Annotated in this window: 21 protein-coding genes; 19 read left to right on the forward strand and 2 right to left on the reverse strand. The window is 54.2% G+C overall.

Going from position 1 to position 19,615, the window contains the following annotated elements; genetic code table 11:
- Positions 1–401 precede the first annotated feature (401 nt).
- The 10 genes from AC5JQH_RS22150 (at position 402) to AC5JQH_RS22195 (ending at position 8,057) form a co-directional block, all read left to right on the forward strand.
- Positions 402–1,070 carry a DUF192 domain-containing protein gene (locus AC5JQH_RS22150; protein WP_136630320.1) on the forward strand — a complete coding sequence of 223 codons (669 nt, stop codon included), beginning with the start codon at positions 402–404 and terminating at the stop codon, positions 1,068–1,070.
- Positions 1,071–1,266: 196 nt separating this feature from the next.
- Entirely contained in the window at positions 1,267–1,803 is a 537-nt protein-coding gene (locus AC5JQH_RS22155; protein ID WP_493806054.1) for a hypothetical protein, read from the forward strand.
- A 24-nt stretch (positions 1,804–1,827) separates the two neighbouring features.
- Positions 1,828–2,142, forward strand: coding sequence for a helix-turn-helix domain-containing protein (locus tag AC5JQH_RS22160; RefSeq protein ID WP_493806055.1), 315 nt, complete (start codon positions 1,828–1,830; stop codon positions 2,140–2,142).
- Positions 2,143–2,252: 110 nt separating this feature from the next.
- On the forward strand, positions 2,253–3,116 hold the full coding sequence (locus tag AC5JQH_RS22165) for a hypothetical protein (RefSeq protein WP_493806056.1): 864 nt from the start codon (positions 2,253–2,255) through the stop codon (positions 3,114–3,116).
- A 191-nt stretch (positions 3,117–3,307) separates the two neighbouring features.
- Positions 3,308–5,437 (forward strand): adenosylcobalamin-dependent ribonucleoside-diphosphate reductase, encoded by a 2,130-nt coding sequence (locus AC5JQH_RS22170; protein WP_493806057.1) that lies wholly within the window; start codon positions 3,308–3,310, stop codon positions 5,435–5,437.
- A gap of 59 nt (positions 5,438–5,496) precedes the next feature.
- Positions 5,497–6,216: a TSCPD domain-containing protein gene (locus AC5JQH_RS22175; protein ID WP_493806058.1), complete on the forward strand. Its 720-nt coding sequence runs from the start codon at positions 5,497–5,499 to the stop codon at positions 6,214–6,216.
- A gap of 39 nt (positions 6,217–6,255) precedes the next feature.
- On the forward strand, positions 6,256–7,032 hold the full coding sequence (locus AC5JQH_RS22180) for a DUF7241 domain-containing protein (protein ID WP_493806059.1): 777 nt from the start codon (positions 6,256–6,258) through the stop codon (positions 7,030–7,032).
- Positions 7,029–7,430: a hypothetical protein gene (locus tag AC5JQH_RS22185; protein WP_493806060.1), complete on the forward strand. Its 402-nt coding sequence runs from the start codon at positions 7,029–7,031 to the stop codon at positions 7,428–7,430. The genes AC5JQH_RS22180 and AC5JQH_RS22185 overlap by 4 nt, the downstream gene beginning before the upstream one ends.
- 3 nt (positions 7,431–7,433) lie before the next feature.
- The gene (locus AC5JQH_RS22190) at positions 7,434–7,862 is read left to right on the forward strand and encodes a hypothetical protein (protein ID WP_493806061.1); all 429 of its coding nucleotides are present in this window, start codon (positions 7,434–7,436) and stop codon (positions 7,860–7,862) included.
- A gap of 9 nt (positions 7,863–7,871) precedes the next feature.
- On the forward strand, positions 7,872–8,057 hold the full coding sequence (locus AC5JQH_RS22195; protein ID WP_493806062.1) for a plasmid mobilization protein: 186 nt from the start codon (positions 7,872–7,874) through the stop codon (positions 8,055–8,057).
- Between the two features lie 87 nt (positions 8,058–8,144).
- Here the strand turns inward: AC5JQH_RS22195 and AC5JQH_RS22200 are convergent, their stop codons facing one another.
- Complete coding sequence (locus tag AC5JQH_RS22200) at positions 8,145–9,005, reverse strand: hypothetical protein (protein ID WP_493806063.1); 861 nt, start codon at positions 9,003–9,005, stop codon at positions 8,145–8,147.
- Between the two features lie 372 nt (positions 9,006–9,377).
- On the opposite strand from AC5JQH_RS22200, the gene AC5JQH_RS22205 reads away from it, so the two are divergent.
- From AC5JQH_RS22205 to AC5JQH_RS22245, 9 genes are all read left to right on the forward strand, one after another.
- A complete protein-coding gene (locus tag AC5JQH_RS22205; protein ID WP_493806064.1) occupies positions 9,378–9,953 on the forward strand; it encodes a phosphohydrolase in 576 nt (191 codons plus the stop codon).
- A 254-nt stretch (positions 9,954–10,207) separates the two neighbouring features.
- Entirely contained in the window at positions 10,208–10,798 is a 591-nt protein-coding gene (locus AC5JQH_RS22210) for a putative endonuclease domain-containing protein (RefSeq protein WP_493806065.1), read from the forward strand.
- A gap of 49 nt (positions 10,799–10,847) precedes the next feature.
- Positions 10,848–11,579, forward strand: a complete 732-nt coding sequence (locus tag AC5JQH_RS22215; RefSeq protein ID WP_493806066.1) for a hypothetical protein — start codon at positions 10,848–10,850, stop codon at positions 11,577–11,579.
- 134 nt (positions 11,580–11,713) lie between these two features.
- On the forward strand, positions 11,714–14,824 hold the full coding sequence (locus tag AC5JQH_RS22220; protein WP_493806067.1) for a helicase-related protein: 3,111 nt from the start codon (positions 11,714–11,716) through the stop codon (positions 14,822–14,824).
- A gap of 134 nt (positions 14,825–14,958) precedes the next feature.
- A complete protein-coding gene (locus tag AC5JQH_RS22225) occupies positions 14,959–15,840 on the forward strand; it encodes a hypothetical protein (protein WP_493806068.1) in 882 nt (293 codons plus the stop codon).
- 9 nt (positions 15,841–15,849) lie between these two features.
- On the forward strand, positions 15,850–16,704 hold the full coding sequence (locus tag AC5JQH_RS22230) for a hypothetical protein (protein ID WP_153637343.1): 855 nt from the start codon (positions 15,850–15,852) through the stop codon (positions 16,702–16,704).
- Positions 16,705–16,706: 2 nt separating this feature from the next.
- The gene (locus tag AC5JQH_RS22235) at positions 16,707–16,961 is read left to right on the forward strand and encodes a hypothetical protein (protein ID WP_136630305.1); all 255 of its coding nucleotides are present in this window, start codon (positions 16,707–16,709) and stop codon (positions 16,959–16,961) included.
- Between the two features lie 259 nt (positions 16,962–17,220).
- Complete coding sequence (locus AC5JQH_RS22240; protein WP_136630304.1) at positions 17,221–17,607, forward strand: hypothetical protein; 387 nt, start codon at positions 17,221–17,223, stop codon at positions 17,605–17,607.
- Between the two features lie 221 nt (positions 17,608–17,828).
- Entirely contained in the window at positions 17,829–18,146 is a 318-nt protein-coding gene (locus tag AC5JQH_RS22245) for a hypothetical protein (RefSeq protein WP_493806069.1), read from the forward strand.
- Positions 18,147–18,258: 112 nt separating this feature from the next.
- On the opposite strand, the gene AC5JQH_RS22250 is transcribed toward AC5JQH_RS22245, so the two are convergent.
- Positions 18,259–19,560: an IS1380-like element ISMaq3 family transposase gene (locus AC5JQH_RS22250; RefSeq protein WP_011784498.1), complete on the reverse strand. Its 1,302-nt coding sequence runs from the start codon at positions 19,558–19,560 to the stop codon at positions 18,259–18,261.
- Positions 19,561–19,615 lie beyond the last annotated feature (55 nt).

The following is a 19,615-nucleotide window of genomic DNA, read 5'->3' on the forward strand; positions in this document are numbered from 1 at the left end:
GTGGGTCAAAATTAATGGCCAGTAGTGGGTCATTTTAATTGGCCACTAACAATCGGTTGCAAAGTTCAGCTTTGGGGTAAACCGAGTACTGGAAAGCCCGATGCACATCATAGCGTTCGGCTTTCAAAACAGATCCCGGTCACTCTATGTCCCGACAAAATTTCTGCCGCTATCCGGGAACTCCTCACCCTGGAAACGCCGACCGTCGTTTCTTAGTATTATTACTTTGCGTCACTGTAAAACTTGCATTTTGCCGCATGTTAAATTATCATTTGAACTAATCAAGGGTAACAAGTTTTAACGGTTATCTGGGGGGGATTGGATTCAACCCTCTCACGCACACCCCCCAGACCTATTCAGGCCCACCACCAGGTGGGCCTTTATCATTCCAAGCCCTAATCATGAAGGCTGGTAGCGTGGTGGAAAATTCAAATCAGACCGACCTGAACTCAATTGGCAATCGAGGCTTCTTCGATCACTGGGCTTCCGTACTCGGCATTCTTGTTTTGGTGATGGCGATCGGGTCGGGGTTAGGCATTTGGGCGGCTCAAAGGATGGAAGTTCCAACTGAAGCCGAAATAGCAGAGCCGAGTGAAGCTACCTTGCCACCCTCCTTAGCGCCTTCTGAGGAGCACCAGGACGCCTCAATACGCTCTATATTTGCCCGTGTTGCCGGCTGCATCAGCACAGCGAGAGAGAGCATTCCTGTCACTTTCTATATCGCAGATACTCCTGAGCTACGTCAGAGAGGTTTGCAGGGCGTTCCAGGGCTTCCTGAAAATCATGGAATGCTGTTCGTATATGATTCCGTACAACCCTCCGAATCTCAGTTCTGGATGTATCAGACCCCGATGAACCTTGATATCAGCTATCTGGACTCAAATGGCCAGATACAGAGCATCCAGCAGATGCAATCTTGCTCAACTGATGCAAGTTCGTGCCCACGGTACAAAGCCGGCATTCCCTTCAAGGCGGCAGCAGAGTTTCCCCAGGGCTTCTATCGAAACAATGGCATCACCGTAGGCGATCGAATTTCTTTGAACGCCTTTGGCGACTGCTCAAACTCCTAAACCTCTTTTTCTCTTCCAATTCTTGTCAGCACCTATCACGCCATTAAATACACCTTGCAAGGTGTCTTATTCTGTGTATAATCATTCTTAGGTTAGGACAAAGAGAGGCTCTTACGGGCTATCCAGCTGTTGCAGACGGACGATCTGTACTGCTCTGCCTCTCGCCTGAAGACGATTTCCTCAGAGGAGGCATGGCGTGACATACAAACGAATACTAAAAGGCTTTTCCGTCGACATCACGGAGCTGAAGGCTGACAAAGACGGGGACATGGTTTCCGTTAAGGCTGAGGTTTTCACTGAGAATGGTGGAACTCGCGTCTGCAAAGCCCAGCTTAATCGTGGGTACGAAGTGCAATTGATTGCGTGGACCAACAACGGCGAGTTGCATCAGGCCGATATCGCAAAGCTTGGACTGTCCCACCACAATGCCCGGGCGCTAGAGAGTGATGATGTTGCACGCTACCACCCTGCTCACCTGGAACGAGATCCAGAAGTATTGAGAGCGATGCTTGAGCACGGGGTGGCCGTGCTTGTCGAAGATCGTTTGAAGGATGACTTCTACCGTGCCCATGCATCGGAATTCATCTTCGCCAGGACATCGAAAGACCGTATTGCCAACATTCCCGGTCTTTACGATCCGCAAAAACGCGCCTATTGGCGCGAATACATCAATGAGCGACTCCCTTCCGATGAGGATGTCCTCGAAATCATCAACGACCGTTACACGAACTGAACCAGACACTACTGGAGAATGACCATGGATAAAATTTCAAAGCAGATTTCGCAGCGTCGCAACAAGCTTGGACTCTATCAGTCGCAAGTAGGCCAACAGGCAAACATGACCCAGCAGCAATACCAGCGCATTGAAGCCGGCGGCGAGTGCAAGCTCTCCTCACTGGAACGAATTGCAGATGCGATGGACCTTGAGCTTGCCATGATCCCCAAGGAAAAGCTGGCGCTGGTAGAAGCTGTATTGAATGCGAGCTCAGCGGCCGAAGCGATGAATGCCATCCACATGATCTCGACCCAGTTCGAAAATACTGGCAGCGGTGAGAGTTCAGAGGCGGCTTAACCTGCTTAAGGCAGTTTCAAACCGCATGCTTTTCGGCTAATTTACTGTCAGTGTTTCATAATTGATAAAATTATTGGAAACTGCATCGATTATTAGTGGGAGGCAATCAAATGGGTGCGAACTACCTCTACATCCCAATGAGCGTAGATGCAGTCAATGGTTTGGAGTCGGTCCTTATTCACAAGGACACTGGCAAGCAGGTGATTTTCAAAGGTTGTCGGATCGTCAAAGATGGTTTGATCCCAACAGCCGGGAAAACGGACATTCCACCAATCGAGGACGGGATTGTCATCCTGCTGCATTCGCAGCTCCAGCCTGACGAATTGAGCGATTTGATCGACGACAACTCTCTAAGTTGGCAGCAGGGCTACGTTCTGTCGCTGAACACAGTTGAGACCATGGCGTATGGTGACGAAGAGCTCAAGCCCGTAGGCACCGGTGACCTGATCATGGCTGGCACCATGGATGAGGATGGCAACCTTTATCATGGGCTGACCGCAAACATGGAGCTGGCCAGGCGTTACTGCCGCGTCCATTTGTTGCCGGAGATCATTTACGACCCAGAAGAGGCCCTCGAGCGCTTCTACTCTCTGAGGAGTGAGCTTGAGATCTATCTCGGCTATGGCGTGAGGAAGCTCACCGGTTTCCAGAAGAGCTACTTCGACCTGAGCCGAGACAAGCTGATGAAGGCTGCCCGCCTGGTTGAAGTGGTTACAGAGGAAAAATTCCCGAAATTCAGAGATTGCCTTTTTGAACCTGAATTCCGCGAGGATTTCCTTTCCCTGTTCTTTCAGGAAATGGCCGAGGACGACAAATCTGATGAGGAGACAATCAGAGCCCGCGGGGGTGATCTGTTTATTCTGTTTTGCCTTATTCGGGATCTGGAGGGCACTCCAGAGGTCCTTGAAAGCCTCCCAGACACGGTTTCATCCAGCCTGAAGAACTTCCTTCACCGTATTGTGCATCGCGAATAGAGCTTCCCTCCGGGCCAGTTCCGGATCCTCACCGAAGGGCGCCAGGCGCCCTTTTTTTGTGCCTGCCATAGCTACCCTCAGCTCTGTTACACTCATAAACATAAAACTTGTTTTACATAAATGGGTAAGCTTGGTAGTATTAATTTTAACCAACTACCAAGACTTTCTCTGTGTGAATATTGGAGATCATAATGAACGCTAAGGCAGACATCGGTACACCCTTCCAGGACGCATCTCTGGATATTTGGGCTTCAAAGTATCAGCTGAAGACCAAAGATGGTGTGGCCGTAGATAAAGACATCAGCGCCACCTATGAGCGTGTAGCTACCGCGATCGCAGGCGTTGAGCCCAAGGCCAAGCAGACCAAGGCCAAAAAAGACTTCCTATGGGCACTGCGCAATGGCGCTATCCCGGCTGGCCGGATCATGTCAAACGCCGGCGCCGAGGCTCACAAGCCCGCCACCTCCACCATTAACTGCACCGTTTCTGGAACCATCTACGATTCCATGGACGATATCCTGAACAAGGTTCATGAGGCCGGGCTTACCCTGAAAGCTGGCTGTGGTATTGGTTATGAGTTCTCTACCCTTCGCCCGAAAGGTGCATACGTAGCGGGCGCCGGTGCCAATACCAGCGGGCCGCTGTCATTCATGGATATCTTCGACCGTATGTGTTTCACCGTCTCCAGCGCTGGCGGACGTCGTGGCGCCCAGATGGCAACTTTTGACATCAACCATCCGGACGTAATGGATTTCATCCGTGCAAAGCGTGAGGACGGCTTTCTTCGTCAGTTCAATCTGTCTCTGCTGATTACCGAGGAGTTCGTTGAAGCCGTGAAAGGCGGCAAGCCTTGGCCTCTCTCCTTCCCTGTCACTCAGAAGGAAGTTGAGAAAGAAAACCTCGATCTTTCAGACGAAACCCAGTACCTCTGGCGCGAGTTCCCCATCCACGACAACTATGTGGTTAATGATGAGGGGCTGGTTGCCTGCAAGATCTACCGAACAGTGCCGGCCCAGGAAATCTGGGACACCATCATGACCAGCACCTACGATTACGCCGAGCCGGGCTTCATCCTGATCGATAAGGTCAACCAGATGAACAACAACTGGTTCTGCGAAGACATTCGCGCTACCAACCCCTGCGGCGAGCAGCCGCTGCCACCGTACGGCTCCTGCTTGCTTGGAAGCGTCAACCTGACCATGTTCGTTGAGAAGGCGTTTACTCCTGAGGCCTACTTCAATTACGAGAAGTTCGCCAAGGTGGTTGGCATCTTCACTCGCATGCTCGATAACGTTGTTGAGATCAACGGTTTGGCCCTTGCAGAACAGCGCAACGAGATCTTCGCCAAGCGTCGCCATGGCATGGGTATCCTTGGTCTGGGCTCTGCACTGGCTATGCTCGGCATCAAGTACGGCTCCGATGAAAGCGTGACCTTCACTGAAGAAGTCACCCAGAAGCTTGCTGTAGTGGGCTGGAAAGAAGGTTTGGCACTGGCCAAGGAAAAGGGCCCTGCCCCGATTCTTACCCAGGAATTCACCGTTACCGGCGCAATGCTTCGTAAGCGTCCTGAAATGAAAGCTGATGGCTACAAAGTTGGCGACAAGGTTCCGGGGCGCATACTGCACGCCAAGTACAGCCGCTACATGCAGCAAATTGCCAAGGTGGATCCGGAGTTGGTGGCTGAGATTGCCGAAACTGGCGCCCGCTTCACTCACCATAGCTCGATCGCGCCTACTGGCACCATCAGCCTGTCACTGGCCAACAACGCCAGCAATGGCATCGAGCCGAGCTTCTCGCATCACTACGCACGGAACATCATCCGCGAGGGCCGGAAGACCAAGGAAAAGGTGGATGTATTCGCTTATGAGCTGCTGCAGTACCGTCACGAAGTAAACCCTCATGCGATGCCGTTCAGCGAAGACCCGGCAACCATGCTCCCGGACTACTTCACCTCTGCAGACGAGGTTACCCCGGACCAACACGTTATGGTTCAGGCTGCCGCTCAGAAGTGGGTAGATAGCTCCATCTCGAAGACTGCGAATGTGCCGACTGACTTCCCCTATCAGGATTTCAAAGGCATCTACATGTTCGCGTATGAGCAGGGACTGAAGGGATGCACAACCTTCCGCTTTAACCCTGAAGCCTTCCAGGGCGTTCTGGTAACAGAGAAAGACCTTGAGAACACCATCTACGAGTTCACGCTCGATGATGGCAGCAAAGTGAAGCTCAAGGGCAATGAGCAGGTTGAATACGACGGCGAGATCCACACGGCCGCAAACCTGTTCGACGCGCTCAAAGAAGGTACTTACGCAAAGTTTTGAGCTGACCAAATAACATGACTGGGGGTGATGTCCTCACCCCCAGATTCGGAGATTACGAGATGACTGAAGCAGCGAAGAAGATCGAGACCAAGATTGTTGGATTCCGGGTTGCCGGCAAAGAGGAAGCTACCGCTCCCCATGAACAGGCCCCTGAGTCAAACGTCGTACAGATGAACGAGACCATTGGTCGCCCGGAAGTACTGATGGGCACGACCTACAAGCTCAAGCCGCCGGTGGCTGAGCATGCGATGTACATCACCATTAATGACATCCTGCTCAACGAAGACACCGAGCACGAGCAGCGTCGACCATACGAGATCTTCATCAACAGTAAGAACATGGAGCACTTCCAGTGGATCATCGCCCTCACCCGGGTTATCAGCGCCTGTTTCCGCAAAGGCGGTGATGTGACCTTTCTGGTCGAAGAGCTGCGCTCTGTGTACGACCCGAATGGCGGTTACTTCAAGAAAGGTGGCGTATTCATGCCTTCCCTGGTAGCAGACCTCGGCGCCGTCATCGAAAAGCACATGAAGGCGATCGGCCTCATCGAAGATGAGGAGATGAGCGAACACACCAAGAAAATCCTCGAAGAAAAGCGCATTGCCTTTGAGAGCCAGGGCAAGCAGGAAAGTGGATCCGGTGATTATCCGGCCAATGCCTCTATGTGCAGCAAATGCAACACAAAGGCGGTGATCAAGATGGATGGCTGCGACACCTGCCTATCCTGCGGCCAATCGAGTGCGCTTGACACCTTGCAAAGTGTATTTGTACCCGTATAATAGCTTGTAGGTTAGGACACTTTACAGGGGAGCGGACAGATGAAACGCGGAACAACAGAAGCCGAAACTCTCAAGATCAACGGCTGGGGCCCTGGCGACATCCTTGAAGGAGACGAGGGCTATGGCCCTGAGCAGATCAAGATTATCGTTGTTGGCAATGAGCGGTTTATCGGCCAATGGAGAAATCGGGAGACCGGCGAATTTGACCCGGAAAGCCCCAACATCACTTTGACTTGTCGCGAATGGCGCAAGGTTGGTCATGATCCCGCCTATGGCATAACTCCCAGCATTGGCTTAAGAAAGGCGCAACAGCTGGGTGAGGTCTGCGGTGTCTTGGTGCGAACTGAATCCGGAAAACAGGCCGCGGTACATGAGTTGGGCCGCGTCACATGGATTCAGAACCCCGATACCGAGCAATCCGAAACGGATCGCTCCATTGATTGGCGGTCAGTAGCCACCAGTGCCATCGAAGACATCGCCGAGATTACCGAAATGCTGGGGGTGCCTGACGAAGAGAGCCATCGGCCTATCACCTCCCTTGTGCGGGAATACATTGCCAAGATTGGCATTGAGCCGGGCTGGGAAGTGTTGCCAGAAGATCTCCGGACTCACATGGGCGACTTCCAGGAAGCAATCTCCCAGGTTATGGCCACGGGCGACGAAGACGGCTACTGGAAGCACCAGTTACAGACCTTGGAGCGAGTTCAGTTAATGCTGATCGACCGGGCCTTAAAGGACCCTGTTCCGGGAAAGGCGTCAACGATCAGTTGTGGTCATCCCGAGCTTGATTCGGGAACTGAGGTGGGCTGGTCATGAAGTGCTATTTCGGTGGGTCCAGTCTCGAGGGACTGGATCACGAGTTTCGCAGTATCTGTTTCGCTGAAAACCTCCAGCAGGCCAAGCAGCTGATCTGGAAGTACGGTGATGTCCATGAGGACTGTGATTCGGAGTACATCTATCTGCGGGTTGTTCGCCGTCCGGAGCACGACGATATGTTTGGTAAGGACGGGCGCACTGATGCGCACGTCGTTACTGACCGGTCCATCTACCGCGAAATGGGATGGTCGGTGGAGTGCGACGAGCATTGCGCCGGCTGCGGCCTGGCCACTATGGATGGAGACTTTCCGCTCTGCGACGAGTGCGAGATGTGCGATGAATGCGGTCATGAGGATGATTGCCCGAATATAGAGCAACCTGAAATAGAAGTGGCATGAACTATGGAAAATCGATATGGCGTTGATGTGGATTACTTCATTAACAAGATGGCTTCAATAATGGGGGAACTCGAAAATCACACACCGAAGGAACTGGCCCGATCGCTTGCCCGTCTTGCTAGTACCGCCAGCAGTGAGGTTCTCCAGGAAGCCGAGTTCAGGCCGGCGTTTGAGCCGGTACCGACGCCAGAAGGCTTTAGCCTGGTGCCCAGTCGCATGACCTTGGATCTGGAGGCGATGGGCCGGCTTGTGGCCATGACTGGCGAAAGCATGGAAGAGGATGATTTCGGCGAGTGCACGCTCTGGGTTGGCGAAACCATCGGTGACGAAGGTGAGCGATTTTACGGACTAAATGCATCACTCACCGAGTATCCGGAAGAAGGAGCCTTGCCAGTCATAGAATTTACACCACCAACAGACCAAGCTCACTGAGGACGTTGTATGCAGACTGTTAATGAGGAAAATTCACAAGTTGCAGCCGATCCAAATGCACCTCGTGACTATAAGAAGATAAACGTGCCGTTTAATGAGTATGAGTATCACCGACTTGAAAAGGCGGCTGATAAGTCAGGCAGGTCAAAGCTGAATTTTATTCGCAGGGCGATTCTCAAGGCTGCGAAAGAATAAGCAACATTCTAATATCATGACCGGGCGGGCTCCTGCAGACTAGCTTTTCGCCCGGTCATCCTAGATTAGTCCCTGAAAGCGCTCGTTTCAGCCTCGGCATTTTTTCAGTTGCGATTGTTCCGAATAGCCGGCACTTTTGAGGTGTTCAATGTCGTGTTCGATCGCATGCTGGGCAACGAGCATGGCCATCAACAGGTCTCGACGTGGCGACATAGTTAAAGCCATTTTCTCGCCCACCCTCGCAATTTCCTCTGCTACCGGCACCAGTATCGATGCCGCGGTAAATAGCGTCTCGCCGTACTCGAGTCGAAGCGTATTCTGCAATGACTCGTAGGTAATGGCCAGCGCCTCGGAATGATCCGAAACGCACGTTGATAGTGATGGGCAGCACTTGTGGTGGTAAACCACGTCGCTGTAGTCCGAAAGCATCATCAGCACCTCATGCTTTTCCTTCATGTTCCAGATCGGCCAATGAGGATCGGTAGAATAATTTGGTGATTGAGCATTGAATGGTCCGGCCAAATAGCCTGAGAAGAACATCTGAACCACTCTATAGCTATTTACTTCATCTGCCGTGAGCTCGGCCAATGGGGTATCGACATGAAACAGGGACACGCAAAGATGGGCATACTTCAGTAATAACACCGTCCAGCCTTCTGAGCTATCCAGAGCCGAATCCTTTATCTCGCTGATCAGGCTTCTAGCTTGATAGTTGGCTAGTGAATTCAGGCGTTCTTCAGGGGTATTGGCGAGATGTTTTCTGGAAGCAGGGTTCAGATGAATGGCAAGTTCGTTCTGATCCTGGTAACCAAGACCCCTGGCTAACCATTCGCCTACCTGCCCTATGGTGACCCGCTCAGGGTGCGCAGTATCAATATGGTGGTTAATCTGGGATTGAAGATATTTCACAAGGCCTTTTTTGGCCTTCTTACCGAGCATTACCGGCATACGTCACCTGTTTTTTGCAGTTGGAAGTGCTAACGCGCACAGAACACGTCTTGTCTTTAGCGCTTTGGTGCCGGCGGCCAGGATCAAAGAAGTCCATACCGGGAGTTTTTTTTTTACACAAACTGAGTCAGCTGTGCAGGCAGCCAGCTCACAGAGAGCCAGAACCCACATCAAGCATACCTGAACCTTTTTTGAGATCCCAATATTTGCCTGGCGTTCCGCCAGCCCGGGCGCAGGCGCCCTTTGTTGTGCACTGACGCAGTGGCGTAGCCACCGCAAGTGGCGGAAAACATGATATACACCTTGCATGGTGTACGGATGCTGGTAAAATGGTTTCAGGTTAGGACATTTCAGAACGCAGAGGCAGGCATCATGGGCTATCAAGCACGACGCACAGAAATTTCGACACACTCTGGCCGTTACGTCGATTTGGCCAATCCGCAGCCAGAATCCTTTGTCATTGAGGACATTGCTCGTGGACTCTCCAACACCTGCCGCTTTGGCGGGCAGTGCAGCCAGTTCTACTCCGTAGCCCAGCACAGCGTACTGGTGAGCCACTTGGTTCCGAAACAGCACCAAATGGCTGCACTGCTGCATGATGGCAGTGAAGGGTTCGCGCCAGACCTTCAGACCCCCCTGAAAGCTATGCTGCCCGAGTTCAAGGCAATTGAGGAGCGCGTTCAGGCGGCCATATTCAAGCGTTTCGGACTGCCCTACCCGATGGATGCTTCCATCAAAGAAGCCGATCTGAAGGCTCTGGCGACCGAGAGACGCGATCTGACTCCGTGGGGCGAGGACTACTGGCCTTTGCTTGGTGACGTGATGCCCCTTCCCTTCAAGATCACGGCCATGAACCCGCAGGAGGCTTTCAGTGCCTTCATGGATCGCTTCTATGAACTGGCAGACGCCCTGATCTTCGATCCTCAAGGGCGTCTCGGGTATGCTTGAAGGGCAATACCGACGTTCTCGGTATCGCGGAATAGGCACTTTCAGCCCGCACAGATTTGTGCGGGCTTTTTTATGTCCGCCAGTCCGCCAGCATCCTGGGGCCTGCGGCCCTTTTTGTGTGCACTGAAGCCGGATGGCTACGCCACGGCTGCGCCGCGGGATCGAACCTTCCTGAGTACACCTTGATTGGTGCTTATAGCGTGGTAAAGTGGTAGTCGGTTAGGACAAACAAACGATTACCCTGAGGGCACTGTGTGGGCTACCGCATCCGATCTATCAATGAGCTGACTGAGCGCCAGTCTGGCAATCAGATAAACCCGAAAATTGCTGAGCGGATAGAGCGCGAGCTTAAGGAAATCAAACAGGAATCCGCCAGCTCCCCGCTTAAACGCACCAAGAAGCCCAAGCGGCCGGCAAATGAAGCGGAGCTGCTTGGATTGCCTTTCAGCCCGGTACCGCCCGAGAATCCCGCCGACATCCTCTACCAGGCCATGGTGCGCCGGTGGGGCCGATACTACAGCGGCGGGGAGGTAGTCTGGGAGTTGAAGCCGTTCTCAGATAATGGCTACCGGCTGGATGCAGCCCTACCCTCCTGGCGGATCGGCTGCGAGCTCGACGGCTGGCAATTTCACGCCAAGTTTGTAGAGAGCTTCAAGAAAACCCGGGAGAAGCAGTTCATGTTCTGCCGGCGCGGTTGGATCCTCTTTCAACTTTCAGCCGAGCAGGTCAGAGAATCACTGGATGATGTTCTTGACGGCATTGCTGAGGCCATGGAGCACCAGACCTACCGGAAAGACTACCGACTGCAGCAGTATCCTAAGGGCTGGTCGAAAATGGTTAAATGAGCGATAAACTGAAGATCAAACAGAAGAACAAGCGAAACCAGAGGAAACCATGACCGAAAGCGGCAATGACAAAGAATTACTAGGCAACTTCAGAGACTTTCTTTCCAGGGGCGAAGTTGAGGAAACGGAGGAACAGATTGAGCGAAGGCAGCGCCGGATGCATGACTCCTTAATCGTCACCTACGCTCTGGCGCCGGAGCCGCCAGAGAACGTTGGAACGTTTCTCTCTGCCGACAAGCAGCCGGTCTATCTGGACTATGACAAACTACCCTGGAAGCAGCTTGCGAAGGATCTCCAAGAGCAATTGGACGCTCTGGGGATGCCTAAAAACATCAAAGCCTTTGTTGGTACCGATGCGATCGATATCTACGACCTGATGGATATGAACAGAGAAGAGGAATATGACCCGATCGTAGAGGCAAGCAAGCACATCATGAAAATGCGGTACCAGGACTTCCGGGCCGGCATTATGCAACTCAATGACGGCGAGTCCTTCCATGGTACGCCTCACGAACGTTCAGGAAGAACGCCGCCTGCGGCAATTTTTGTTGGATTCCGATTCAACAACATATACCAGGCCAATGATTACTTGGGAGGCATAACCCACAATCTGTTCGAAACGGCTGATAGCCTGATGATCCAGCCCGGCCAATACAACACTAGACCTCTACCCGACCTGATCAAAAACTGGGTAGAAACCGCCTGCGGCGTTGTTGTCGGCAACTCAATGGACATTTATCGAACAGGCGTAGTTTTCCGGGCCGACTCCACAAGCGACTAAACACGCGGCTGGCAAACACATCATACATGTTGTTTTGTTGGCTGCAGAAGACCGTCATCTAACACCTTGCATGGTGTACCGCCATTTGATAATATAACTCTCAGGTTAGGACAAGTTATCAGAGGGTTTTATCAATGGCAGGCACAATTCACGGTTGGCGCAACAAGGCGCTTGAGGTCACCGCCAAGGGCACGATCGTACGCAAAGCTGACAGCCTGGCTGATCTTCATCGGCGCCGGGACGAGGCAGAGGGACAGTTCTACACCCCTGATTGGGTTGCGGGCCGTATGTGGTCTTTGCTGGCCCCAGTGTTTGAGGGCGTTCAGGCCAGCAACCAGCGCAAGCCTGTGGTTCTGGATACCTCAGTCGGTTCCGGCCGTCTGCTGCAGTATGCGGACCCAGAGCGCCACGTCATTTACGGCATCGACATTGACCAACGCTGCGTAGATGCCCTGTCTGAGGATGCCTCAGCGGCGGGCTTCGAGTTCGATCTTGAATGCGCCGGCATGGAAGAGGTCAAAGCCAAAAACTTCGATGCAGCCATTATCAACCCGCCTTTTGGTCTGCATCTTGAGCACCCCCAGATGCAACCGTACCCATGCACTACCTTTGGCATGTTCGGCCCGAATACCTCGGCAATTAGTCATCTGTATGCTGTTGATCAGGCCCTGGCCGCTTCCCGTTATGTTGTAGCGTTGCTGCCGACCTCTGCCCGTGAGGAATGCTTTTCCCGTCGTCGCCTCTGGGCCGAGCTGAATCTACCGATTGAAACCTTCAAAGCCGAAGGCGCCAACGTGCGCACTGCAATCTATGTGTTTGGTCCCAACAAACCGGCCTCCGAGCCTCAGTCTCTGGACGTTACGACAGAGCGGGACTGGCCCTCGCTGTTTACCGGTACCGAAACCACGTACGGGTACGATCGTCCCCGGCTTACCGTGGGCGGTGTCGATGTCTCAGAGCCAACCATCCATACACCGGTTACCCACGATACCCGCGTAGAGCTGCATCACCATCGCCGGTCTATCAAATTGAAGTTCGCTTGCGGGCTGACTGAGGCAAAGGTACTCAATGCCCTATTGCGTGAGCCAGTAGAGCCGGTTGAGGGACAGCGCCGTGGCAGCCTGAAGCACCGTTACCCGGATAGCATCCAATTCAAAGGCGATGGCCAGCTGATGCTTGACGCCTACCTGCTGCAGGACGACCCACAGACAGCCTTCAATGGTTTGCTTGATGAGATCCGCAAGGCTGGCGGTATGCCCCGGGTTTCCCCCACTTTGGCCGGGTACTGGGAGAAGTTGAAGCGCAAGCATGTGCGGGCGTCTACTCCGTTCCGTCACACCATCAAAGCCTCGACCGTTGGCAAGCTGGAGCTGACCGCCAAGCGTGGTATGTTGCTTGAACAGGGTAACGTGAAGTCTCCGGCCATCCGCAAGGGCGAAAAGGTACAGGCCGAGCCCATGGGCGGTGATTACCTGCTTGAGAAGGACGGCTTCCGGGTTCAATACCGCAGAGACCAGCTGCAGCGACTGTTCGATTTCGCTGGGGGTGAGGACGAGCGTTCTTCCACCGAGTGGCAAGTGGTCCATGAGGGCCTGTGTGTGGCTTTCCCGAATCTGGCGCACCAGTACCGGGAACAGATCCTTGCTGCTGACATAGATTGGCTCTGGCCCTACCAGCTTGAAGGACTTATCGAACTGCTGATTACCCCTTACGGCTGCATTTCGGCGTGGGAACAAGGTACCGGGAAGGCCCGGCTGTCGCTGGCACTCGCCTTGATGTCTGGCCGGGGCCTGATCTGTGTTGAGTCCGGTCTGGTTCCTGAGATGGTCCGGGAGATTCAGAAGATCGGCCTGCCCTCTGACCATTGGAAAACCATCGATTGCCTGGCGGATACCCAGGAGCTGCGGGCAATCAACATCATCAGTTACAACCGTCTGAAAGCCGTTGTTAAGGGCAAGCGTCAGACGATCGCGCACCACCTGCGCCGCCGGGCCCGCGTGGTGATCGCCGACGAAGGCGGGATTCTGTCCAACCCTGGCAGCCAGCAAAGCCGGGCCCTGCTGCAACTTGCAGCTCGTAAGCTGTACATCCTTGATGGCACCCCTTGTGGTAACTATCCCCGAGACATCCTTCCGCTTGCGGCGGCTTCTGCCGGCGGTTCCCGGGCTCACCAGCCCTACGGTATCCGCTCCGGCGTATTCATGGAGCCGCGCCTGTTAACGAGCGCCCAGGCCGCTAGTCGGGGTATCGATGTCTTCCGGGAGCGCCATGTGTCCCTCGAGTGGGCCACCAACGAGTTCAAAGATGACCTGCGCGGCGGGGCCAAGCGTGAGATCCCGAAAATCAACAACGTGGTTCAGTTCCGGGGATGGGTTGCACCGTTCATTCAACGTCGGTTGCGCAATGAGCCCGAGGTTGAGCCCTTCGCCGGGTGCCCGGACCCGGAAAAAGGCACGGTTACCCTGAACTGGGATAAAGAACACCTGCGCCACTACCTGACCCCGGCCGTGGATTTCGCCCGCTGGTTCGAGACTCACAAGAAAGAACGGAACATGGAGGGCAAAGGCTCTAACCTGGTTGCCGTTCTGGCCCGGATTAACGCGGTTATCCAGGCAGCGAACGCGCCCCATGCCCACGATGCGGGTGTGGGTAAGTGCTACACGCCGTTAACCAGCAAACAGCGCTGGACCATCGACCGCCTCGAGCAGCTGACCGCCCAGGGCAAAAAGACGATCGTTTACGCCAGCTCTCCGGAGACCCTGGAGCGCCTGCAGCAGGCCTTGGCCGATCGAGGCATTGAAGGGGTTATCTTCACCGGCAAGGGCTCGATCAAGGCCCGCACAGAGCGCCTTGATAACCGGTTCCGGTTCGGCCCGGCGCCGGTGCTCCTCGCCTCTCTGGGGGTGAGCCAGCGCGGGCTTAACCTGCCACAGGCCAGCCACATCATTTTCTACAACCGGGACTGGACGGCGGACGCGGAAGCCCAGGCCATCGCCCGGACTACGCGCCCGGATCAGACAGAAACCGTTCAGGTTGAGTTTGCGCACCTGCGGGGCAGTATTGATGAGTACATGGCCCAGGTGGTCGAATGGAAGCAGGCAGCGGCCGACAGCGGCCTTGATTGGGGCGACGGAGCCACCGAATCCGATGTATTCCAGCACATGGACGCGGTTCTTGAGGCCTTCTGCCATGAAGTTCTGGAGATGAGTTCCCGGGAAACCTACGAGACTCTTTGCGCTGCCTAATCGGCGAAACCACCCCCGCGAATGGAAGGTCGCAACATTCCGGCCTGTCTTTTTATCTATAAATACACCTTGCACGGTGTATGTATTCTGATACAATGGGTTTCAGGTTAGGAAAAAAACGCAGGAGAAAAACCATGTTGAAAATTGCCATCTTTGGAAAGCCCATTGTTGAATTCACCGGCCCGGAACTGAAGAAGCACTGTCGCTCGTTCTTTGAGAACGGCATGAACAAATTCCTCGAATTCTCCACCAAGGGTCACCAGCTTGAATCATTTCATGGCATTGAGGTTCGGATTCCATACAGCATCGAAGCTGCTGAACGTCTTCTGGCCACCTGGAAGCGTGAATTGGTTGCCCGGGCCTCCAGTGAGAATAACGGCGGTCTGGACGCTGAGATACGCCTTCCCGACCCTGACGACGGTTCCGGCTATCCAGATCGCATTAGCGATCCTTACCGGATGCCGTGGGTTGACCTGGAAAGGCAAGGCTTCATCGAGGAGCACATGAAGCTTTTCGATGCGATCATGAAACCGGTGGACTTCGATATGATCGCCAAGGCCATCAAAGACCAAGCGGGCATTCTGGTTGATCTGGGCATGAAGTCTGCGGCACGGGACCTGACAAGCTTTCTCAATCTGATGCCGCGAGGCACCAACCCAGTGATGAAAACTGCCGGCCTCGAGTTCAGCAAGTATGGCGGCGGATCGCACGAGGGAATGGATCGGTATTACCTGATTCGCGACATGGAAGAAGCCCTGAGCGCCCTCGGCGTGGCAGAGCAGGAAACCGGCGTTGACGGACTCTGTGATGCGGTTTCGCGGATTACCCGCGAGCTGAATGCCTACGGCATGATTCGAGACATTCCGAGCCGTACCAAAATGGGCATTCCCGGCATTCTCACGGCCACTGTATACAAGGACAAGACCAAGTTTGTCCTTGCCCGCGACCATGCCGATGCACTGCTGAGCTTCATTGCCCTGCACGGTGATATTGAACTGCCAGAGCTGGCGGCTTAAGGGGGCATCATGACAAACACGGAAATGGATCTCAGTAAGCTCAACGGAGAAGCCCTTAAGGCTGATCTCAAGTGGAGGCTCACGGACGCCTACAAGGCACTTCAAAACGCCGTTGAGGCGAATCGCCAACTGTCACAACTGGGCGTCGGGATATCAACACCCGACCCGACCACTGTAGGCTCTCTGGTGATCAGTGCCTTCTTGAAGGAATGGGAATCAAAACTTACCCGTCAATACTCGGAAGGCACCCACGCTCGAGTCGACTTGCGCACGGACTTCCAGATGAGCACTCGCGAAGCCCGCGATGTTCTGTACAAAAGCCAGATCGATGAGAACGACTTCTCTAGCTGCGCCGATGCTCTTCTTGCCGCCTTTCCTTTCGAGGAGTGCGCCAAGCATGCAAGGCTCCAGGCGGTGACGCTCGAAGACCGGGGACTGCAAAAGTGCGCTGACCAGCTGGCCACCTCTTTGCACCTTGTCCGCTACGAGTACTCAAATTTCCGGCCGGCTGTGCGCACCCAGGGTACCCGGTTAATCTGCCCGTATAACTTCGGTTCTTTCTACTTTGGCGATCACTATGCCTCGGATGACCCCAGAGCCATGCAGGACCTGGCCCAGGAATTCCGGGTGCTGGAACAGGAAATGGGCGACGTAGGCATTACCGCTGCGTTTGCTGCCTGCGCTAAGGCCTTGGAAGGGGCAAGGCTCGCTTCCCGGACGAAGATTTGCGAAGGCGGGCCCGTTGAGTTTGTCGTCTTCAAGAACCACTTGGATATGCGGTTTGCGCCAGAGGCTACCGATATGTTGCTGGCCTTCCTGAAGCTGCACTCCAGCAAGTCGATCCTTGACGTTTCAGAGGTATAAGCATGGCTGCACATTCATTGTCCGTATCAGTCGACCTATCTTTCGATGAGACCGTTGCAACGGTTCGGTTCGGGGATCGTACGCCGGTGGTTGCTAAAGTGCTGGGGGTGGACCGTGAAAAAGGCTCCATTGTCAGAGTCTACCTGGACCGTTTTATTCATAAGGCCGTGCGTACTTACCGGCTTGAGAACTGGAATGCCCGGGGTGCCGTCTCCACCATTCTTGAAAAAACTCCGGAATTTGCAAAAAATTCCTGATAAGCACCTTGCATGGTGTCTTTTTTTCATTACAATCAGTTCCAAGAGCTCAGGAATACCTGAGCCACGATCAAGACCGGGCGGCACCTCTCCTGCCTGAGGCCTAACCTAACCACGCCGCCCGGTCGCCTACACCCAGACCCGCTTCGAGCGGGTTTTTTAATGCTTCACGCTCAACAATACACCTTGCACGGTGCATCACTCATGGTAGAATAGTCCCAGGTTAGGACATTTCTTCGAGCACCTTACAGGAGGCTCTATGAGTGATATTTCGAGCACGGATCTGGTTCAACAGGTCATCAATGAGTTTGGTGGTGATCGTCAGGCTGAGCACCCGGATCTGCCCAGGGATTTCTGGAAGCAGCTTGTTTGTAACGAGGAAACCCGGCTTGGTTACTGGGAGCTGGCTACCGTCGAGCAGTACCCGGAAGTGAAAGAAGAGAAACTGCATACCTCTCATGTTCTCAATGTGATTAAGGACAATGGCGGGTCAAGCTGGGAGGTTTACCCAGGCATTCCACCCAGTGACTGGATCGAGGACGTCGAGAGTGGCGAAACTCTGTTGGGTTACTGGGAATATGTGGTTGAGCGGGTAACTGGTTCCCTGCGGATGCTACGGGCTGAGCGGGCTGCTGGTCGAGCCTGAAGACAATATTCCTACTCTTTCTGGGCCCGGTTCATTCCGGGCTTTTTTGTGCCTGGCGTTCCGCCAGCCGGGGCCTGCGGCCCTTTGATGTGCACTGAGGCCGGTTGGCTACGCCACGGCTGCGCCGGGGTTTTTGGCCTATAAATACATCGTGCAAGGTGTATTTATGCTGGTATAATGGTTCTCAGGTTAGGACATCAATTCAAGCAGGAGACAGGCACATGTTGGCACCGGTCTATATGAACAGCGTCGAGTGGACCAAATTCCCGGTACAAGCTTATTTGCGCGATGAGAAGACCATTATCACCGTCGACAAGGACACCGGATCCGTTACCGCTAAAACTGTCGGGTCCGATACCAGTGGGACCACGATTGCGTCGCATAACACTTCCCTGCCCTCGTACCGGGCCTTTTTGGAATTCTGGGGCGTGGTGTTTGGCAGCCTCAGCAAAACCTCGATCGCCTTTAATCAGCTTGTTGCCGAGCTAACCCGGATTTCTCATAGTGCTCCAACAACCTTCGCAGACCAAGCCTGGTAGTGCCAGATCCGAGTGGTCATGGTCGAAGTTGGCGATTATTTAGCCAGTTTCCGGCATTCAGGCACAACTCCCCCTTTCCCCCATTGGTATCGGGCCGGGGGAGCCCGATTATCTACTGGGGCACCAAGCGCTGAACCAGTGCTGAGAGATCGTTCTTGTGTGGATAGCTATCACTCATCAACACCCGTATTCGGCGGGTGTTGCGGATGATGACTGCGCCAACCTTGATCAGCTTCAAGCGCAAGGTGCCGGCACTCATACGTTCGAAGGGCGTGTTTTTCAGATGCACCCGCAAACGCTCGAACAGGGTGTAGGCGAAGCCGGATAAGATCAGCCGCCACTGGTTGGTCCACCAGTGTGTGCTGGAGGTGCGACCGGCAAACAGATCCAGTTGTTGATCCTTGATCCGGTTCTCCATATCACCCCGTGCGCAATACTGTTCGTAGTAGAGCTTGAATCCGTCATCGTAGCGGGAGCTGATAACGAACCGGGGGTTCGGGCCTTGAGGGCCATATTCCAGGCGCGCAACCACCCAGCGTGGCTTATGCCAGCTTCGGGCTTTGTAGCGGAAGCGGAAGGTGCTGGCGAGCTTATGGCCATGAGCCTCGTAGTAGGTCCGGACTTTGTCCATGGCTGGGGCGGCAAGCGCCTCCAGCCGCTGGTTGCGGGCCATGCCTACGATGTAATCCACCTGGTTGCGATCGCACCAGGCCAGCAGTCGGGGCTTGCTGAAGTGGGAGTCGCCCCGGAACACGATCCGGGTCTGTGGCCAATACTCGCGAATAAATCGCACCAGCAGCGCCAGAATGGCCCAGCTGTGCCGGGCATCACCTCGATTGCTGGTGCGCAGATAGCTCACCAGCAAGTGCCTACCGCAGAAGACGTAAAGCGGGAAGTAGCAGTGATGGTCGTAATACCGGTTAAAGAACTTACCCGGCTGGTCGCCGTGCACCGGAATATCGGTGCCGTCAAAATCCAGCACGATTTCCTTGGGCGGCTTCTCATGCTGCTCGATAAAGTGGTGCCAGAGCAACTCATGCGCTTTGACAATGGTTTGCCGATCCATCGCCTGCTCCATTCGACAAAGCGTGGACTTGCCGGCCAGAGTCGAGGCATTCCCCGTGGCGGTTTGTAGTGCCTGATCAAAGCGAAGCGCTTCATGATCATTCAGATCTTCGTAGCCACCGGCCACACCGTAGACCCGTTGCCGGACCAGGGACTTGAGCTCATGACGAATCATCCGGGGATCCCGCTGGTCGGTCAGCGTCTCGGCCAGCCGTTGGGTTAACCGGTGTTGTTTGTCGACTTCGCGCAGTAACAGCAAGCCGGCATCGGAGGTGATATGGCCTCCGGAGAAGTCGGTTTCAATCTGGCGGCGGGAAAGTGGCGAGAAGGTCAGTTTTTGAGGTACCATTTTGGATAGCGGTTGTTGGTGTTGATTGATGGTGTAAGGTCCTGAAATTTTAACA

This window comes from Marinobacter sp. H13, assembly GCF_059072335.1.

Bases quoted from the DNA above. Each gene is read 5' to 3' on its own strand.
- AC5JQH_RS22150 (WP_136630320.1), top strand. From the start codon at position 402: ATGAAGGCTGGTAGCGTGGTGGAAAATTCAAATCAGACCGACCTGAAC.
- AC5JQH_RS22160 (WP_493806055.1), top strand. From the start codon at position 1,828: ATGGATAAAATTTCAAAGCAGATTTCGCAGCGTCGCAACAAGCTTGGA.
- AC5JQH_RS22165 (WP_493806056.1), top strand. From the start codon at position 2,253: ATGGGTGCGAACTACCTCTACATCCCAATGAGCGTAGATGCAGTCAAT.
- AC5JQH_RS22170 (WP_493806057.1), top strand. From the start codon at position 3,308: ATGAACGCTAAGGCAGACATCGGTACACCCTTCCAGGACGCATCTCTG.
- AC5JQH_RS22175 (WP_493806058.1), top strand. From the start codon at position 5,497: ATGACTGAAGCAGCGAAGAAGATCGAGACCAAGATTGTTGGATTCCGG.
- AC5JQH_RS22180 (WP_493806059.1), top strand. From the start codon at position 6,256: ATGAAACGCGGAACAACAGAAGCCGAAACTCTCAAGATCAACGGCTGG.
- AC5JQH_RS22185 (WP_493806060.1), top strand. From the start codon at position 7,029: ATGAAGTGCTATTTCGGTGGGTCCAGTCTCGAGGGACTGGATCACGAG.
- AC5JQH_RS22190 (WP_493806061.1), top strand. From the start codon at position 7,434: ATGGAAAATCGATATGGCGTTGATGTGGATTACTTCATTAACAAGATG.
- AC5JQH_RS22195 (WP_493806062.1), top strand. From the start codon at position 7,872: ATGCAGACTGTTAATGAGGAAAATTCACAAGTTGCAGCCGATCCAAAT.
- AC5JQH_RS22200 (WP_493806063.1), bottom strand. From the start codon at position 9,005: ATGCCGGTAATGCTCGGTAAGAAGGCCAAAAAAGGCCTTGTGAAATAT.
- AC5JQH_RS22205 (WP_493806064.1), top strand. From the start codon at position 9,378: ATGGGCTATCAAGCACGACGCACAGAAATTTCGACACACTCTGGCCGT.
- AC5JQH_RS22215 (WP_493806066.1), top strand. From the start codon at position 10,848: ATGACCGAAAGCGGCAATGACAAAGAATTACTAGGCAACTTCAGAGAC.
- AC5JQH_RS22220 (WP_493806067.1), top strand. From the start codon at position 11,714: ATGGCAGGCACAATTCACGGTTGGCGCAACAAGGCGCTTGAGGTCACC.
- AC5JQH_RS22225 (WP_493806068.1), top strand. From the start codon at position 14,959: ATGTTGAAAATTGCCATCTTTGGAAAGCCCATTGTTGAATTCACCGGC.
- AC5JQH_RS22230 (WP_153637343.1), top strand. From the start codon at position 15,850: ATGACAAACACGGAAATGGATCTCAGTAAGCTCAACGGAGAAGCCCTT.
- AC5JQH_RS22235 (WP_136630305.1), top strand. From the start codon at position 16,707: ATGGCTGCACATTCATTGTCCGTATCAGTCGACCTATCTTTCGATGAG.
- AC5JQH_RS22240 (WP_136630304.1), top strand. From the start codon at position 17,221: ATGAGTGATATTTCGAGCACGGATCTGGTTCAACAGGTCATCAATGAG.
- AC5JQH_RS22245 (WP_493806069.1), top strand. From the start codon at position 17,829: ATGTTGGCACCGGTCTATATGAACAGCGTCGAGTGGACCAAATTCCCG.
- AC5JQH_RS22250 (WP_011784498.1), bottom strand. From the start codon at position 19,560: ATGGTACCTCAAAAACTGACCTTCTCGCCACTTTCCCGCCGCCAGATT.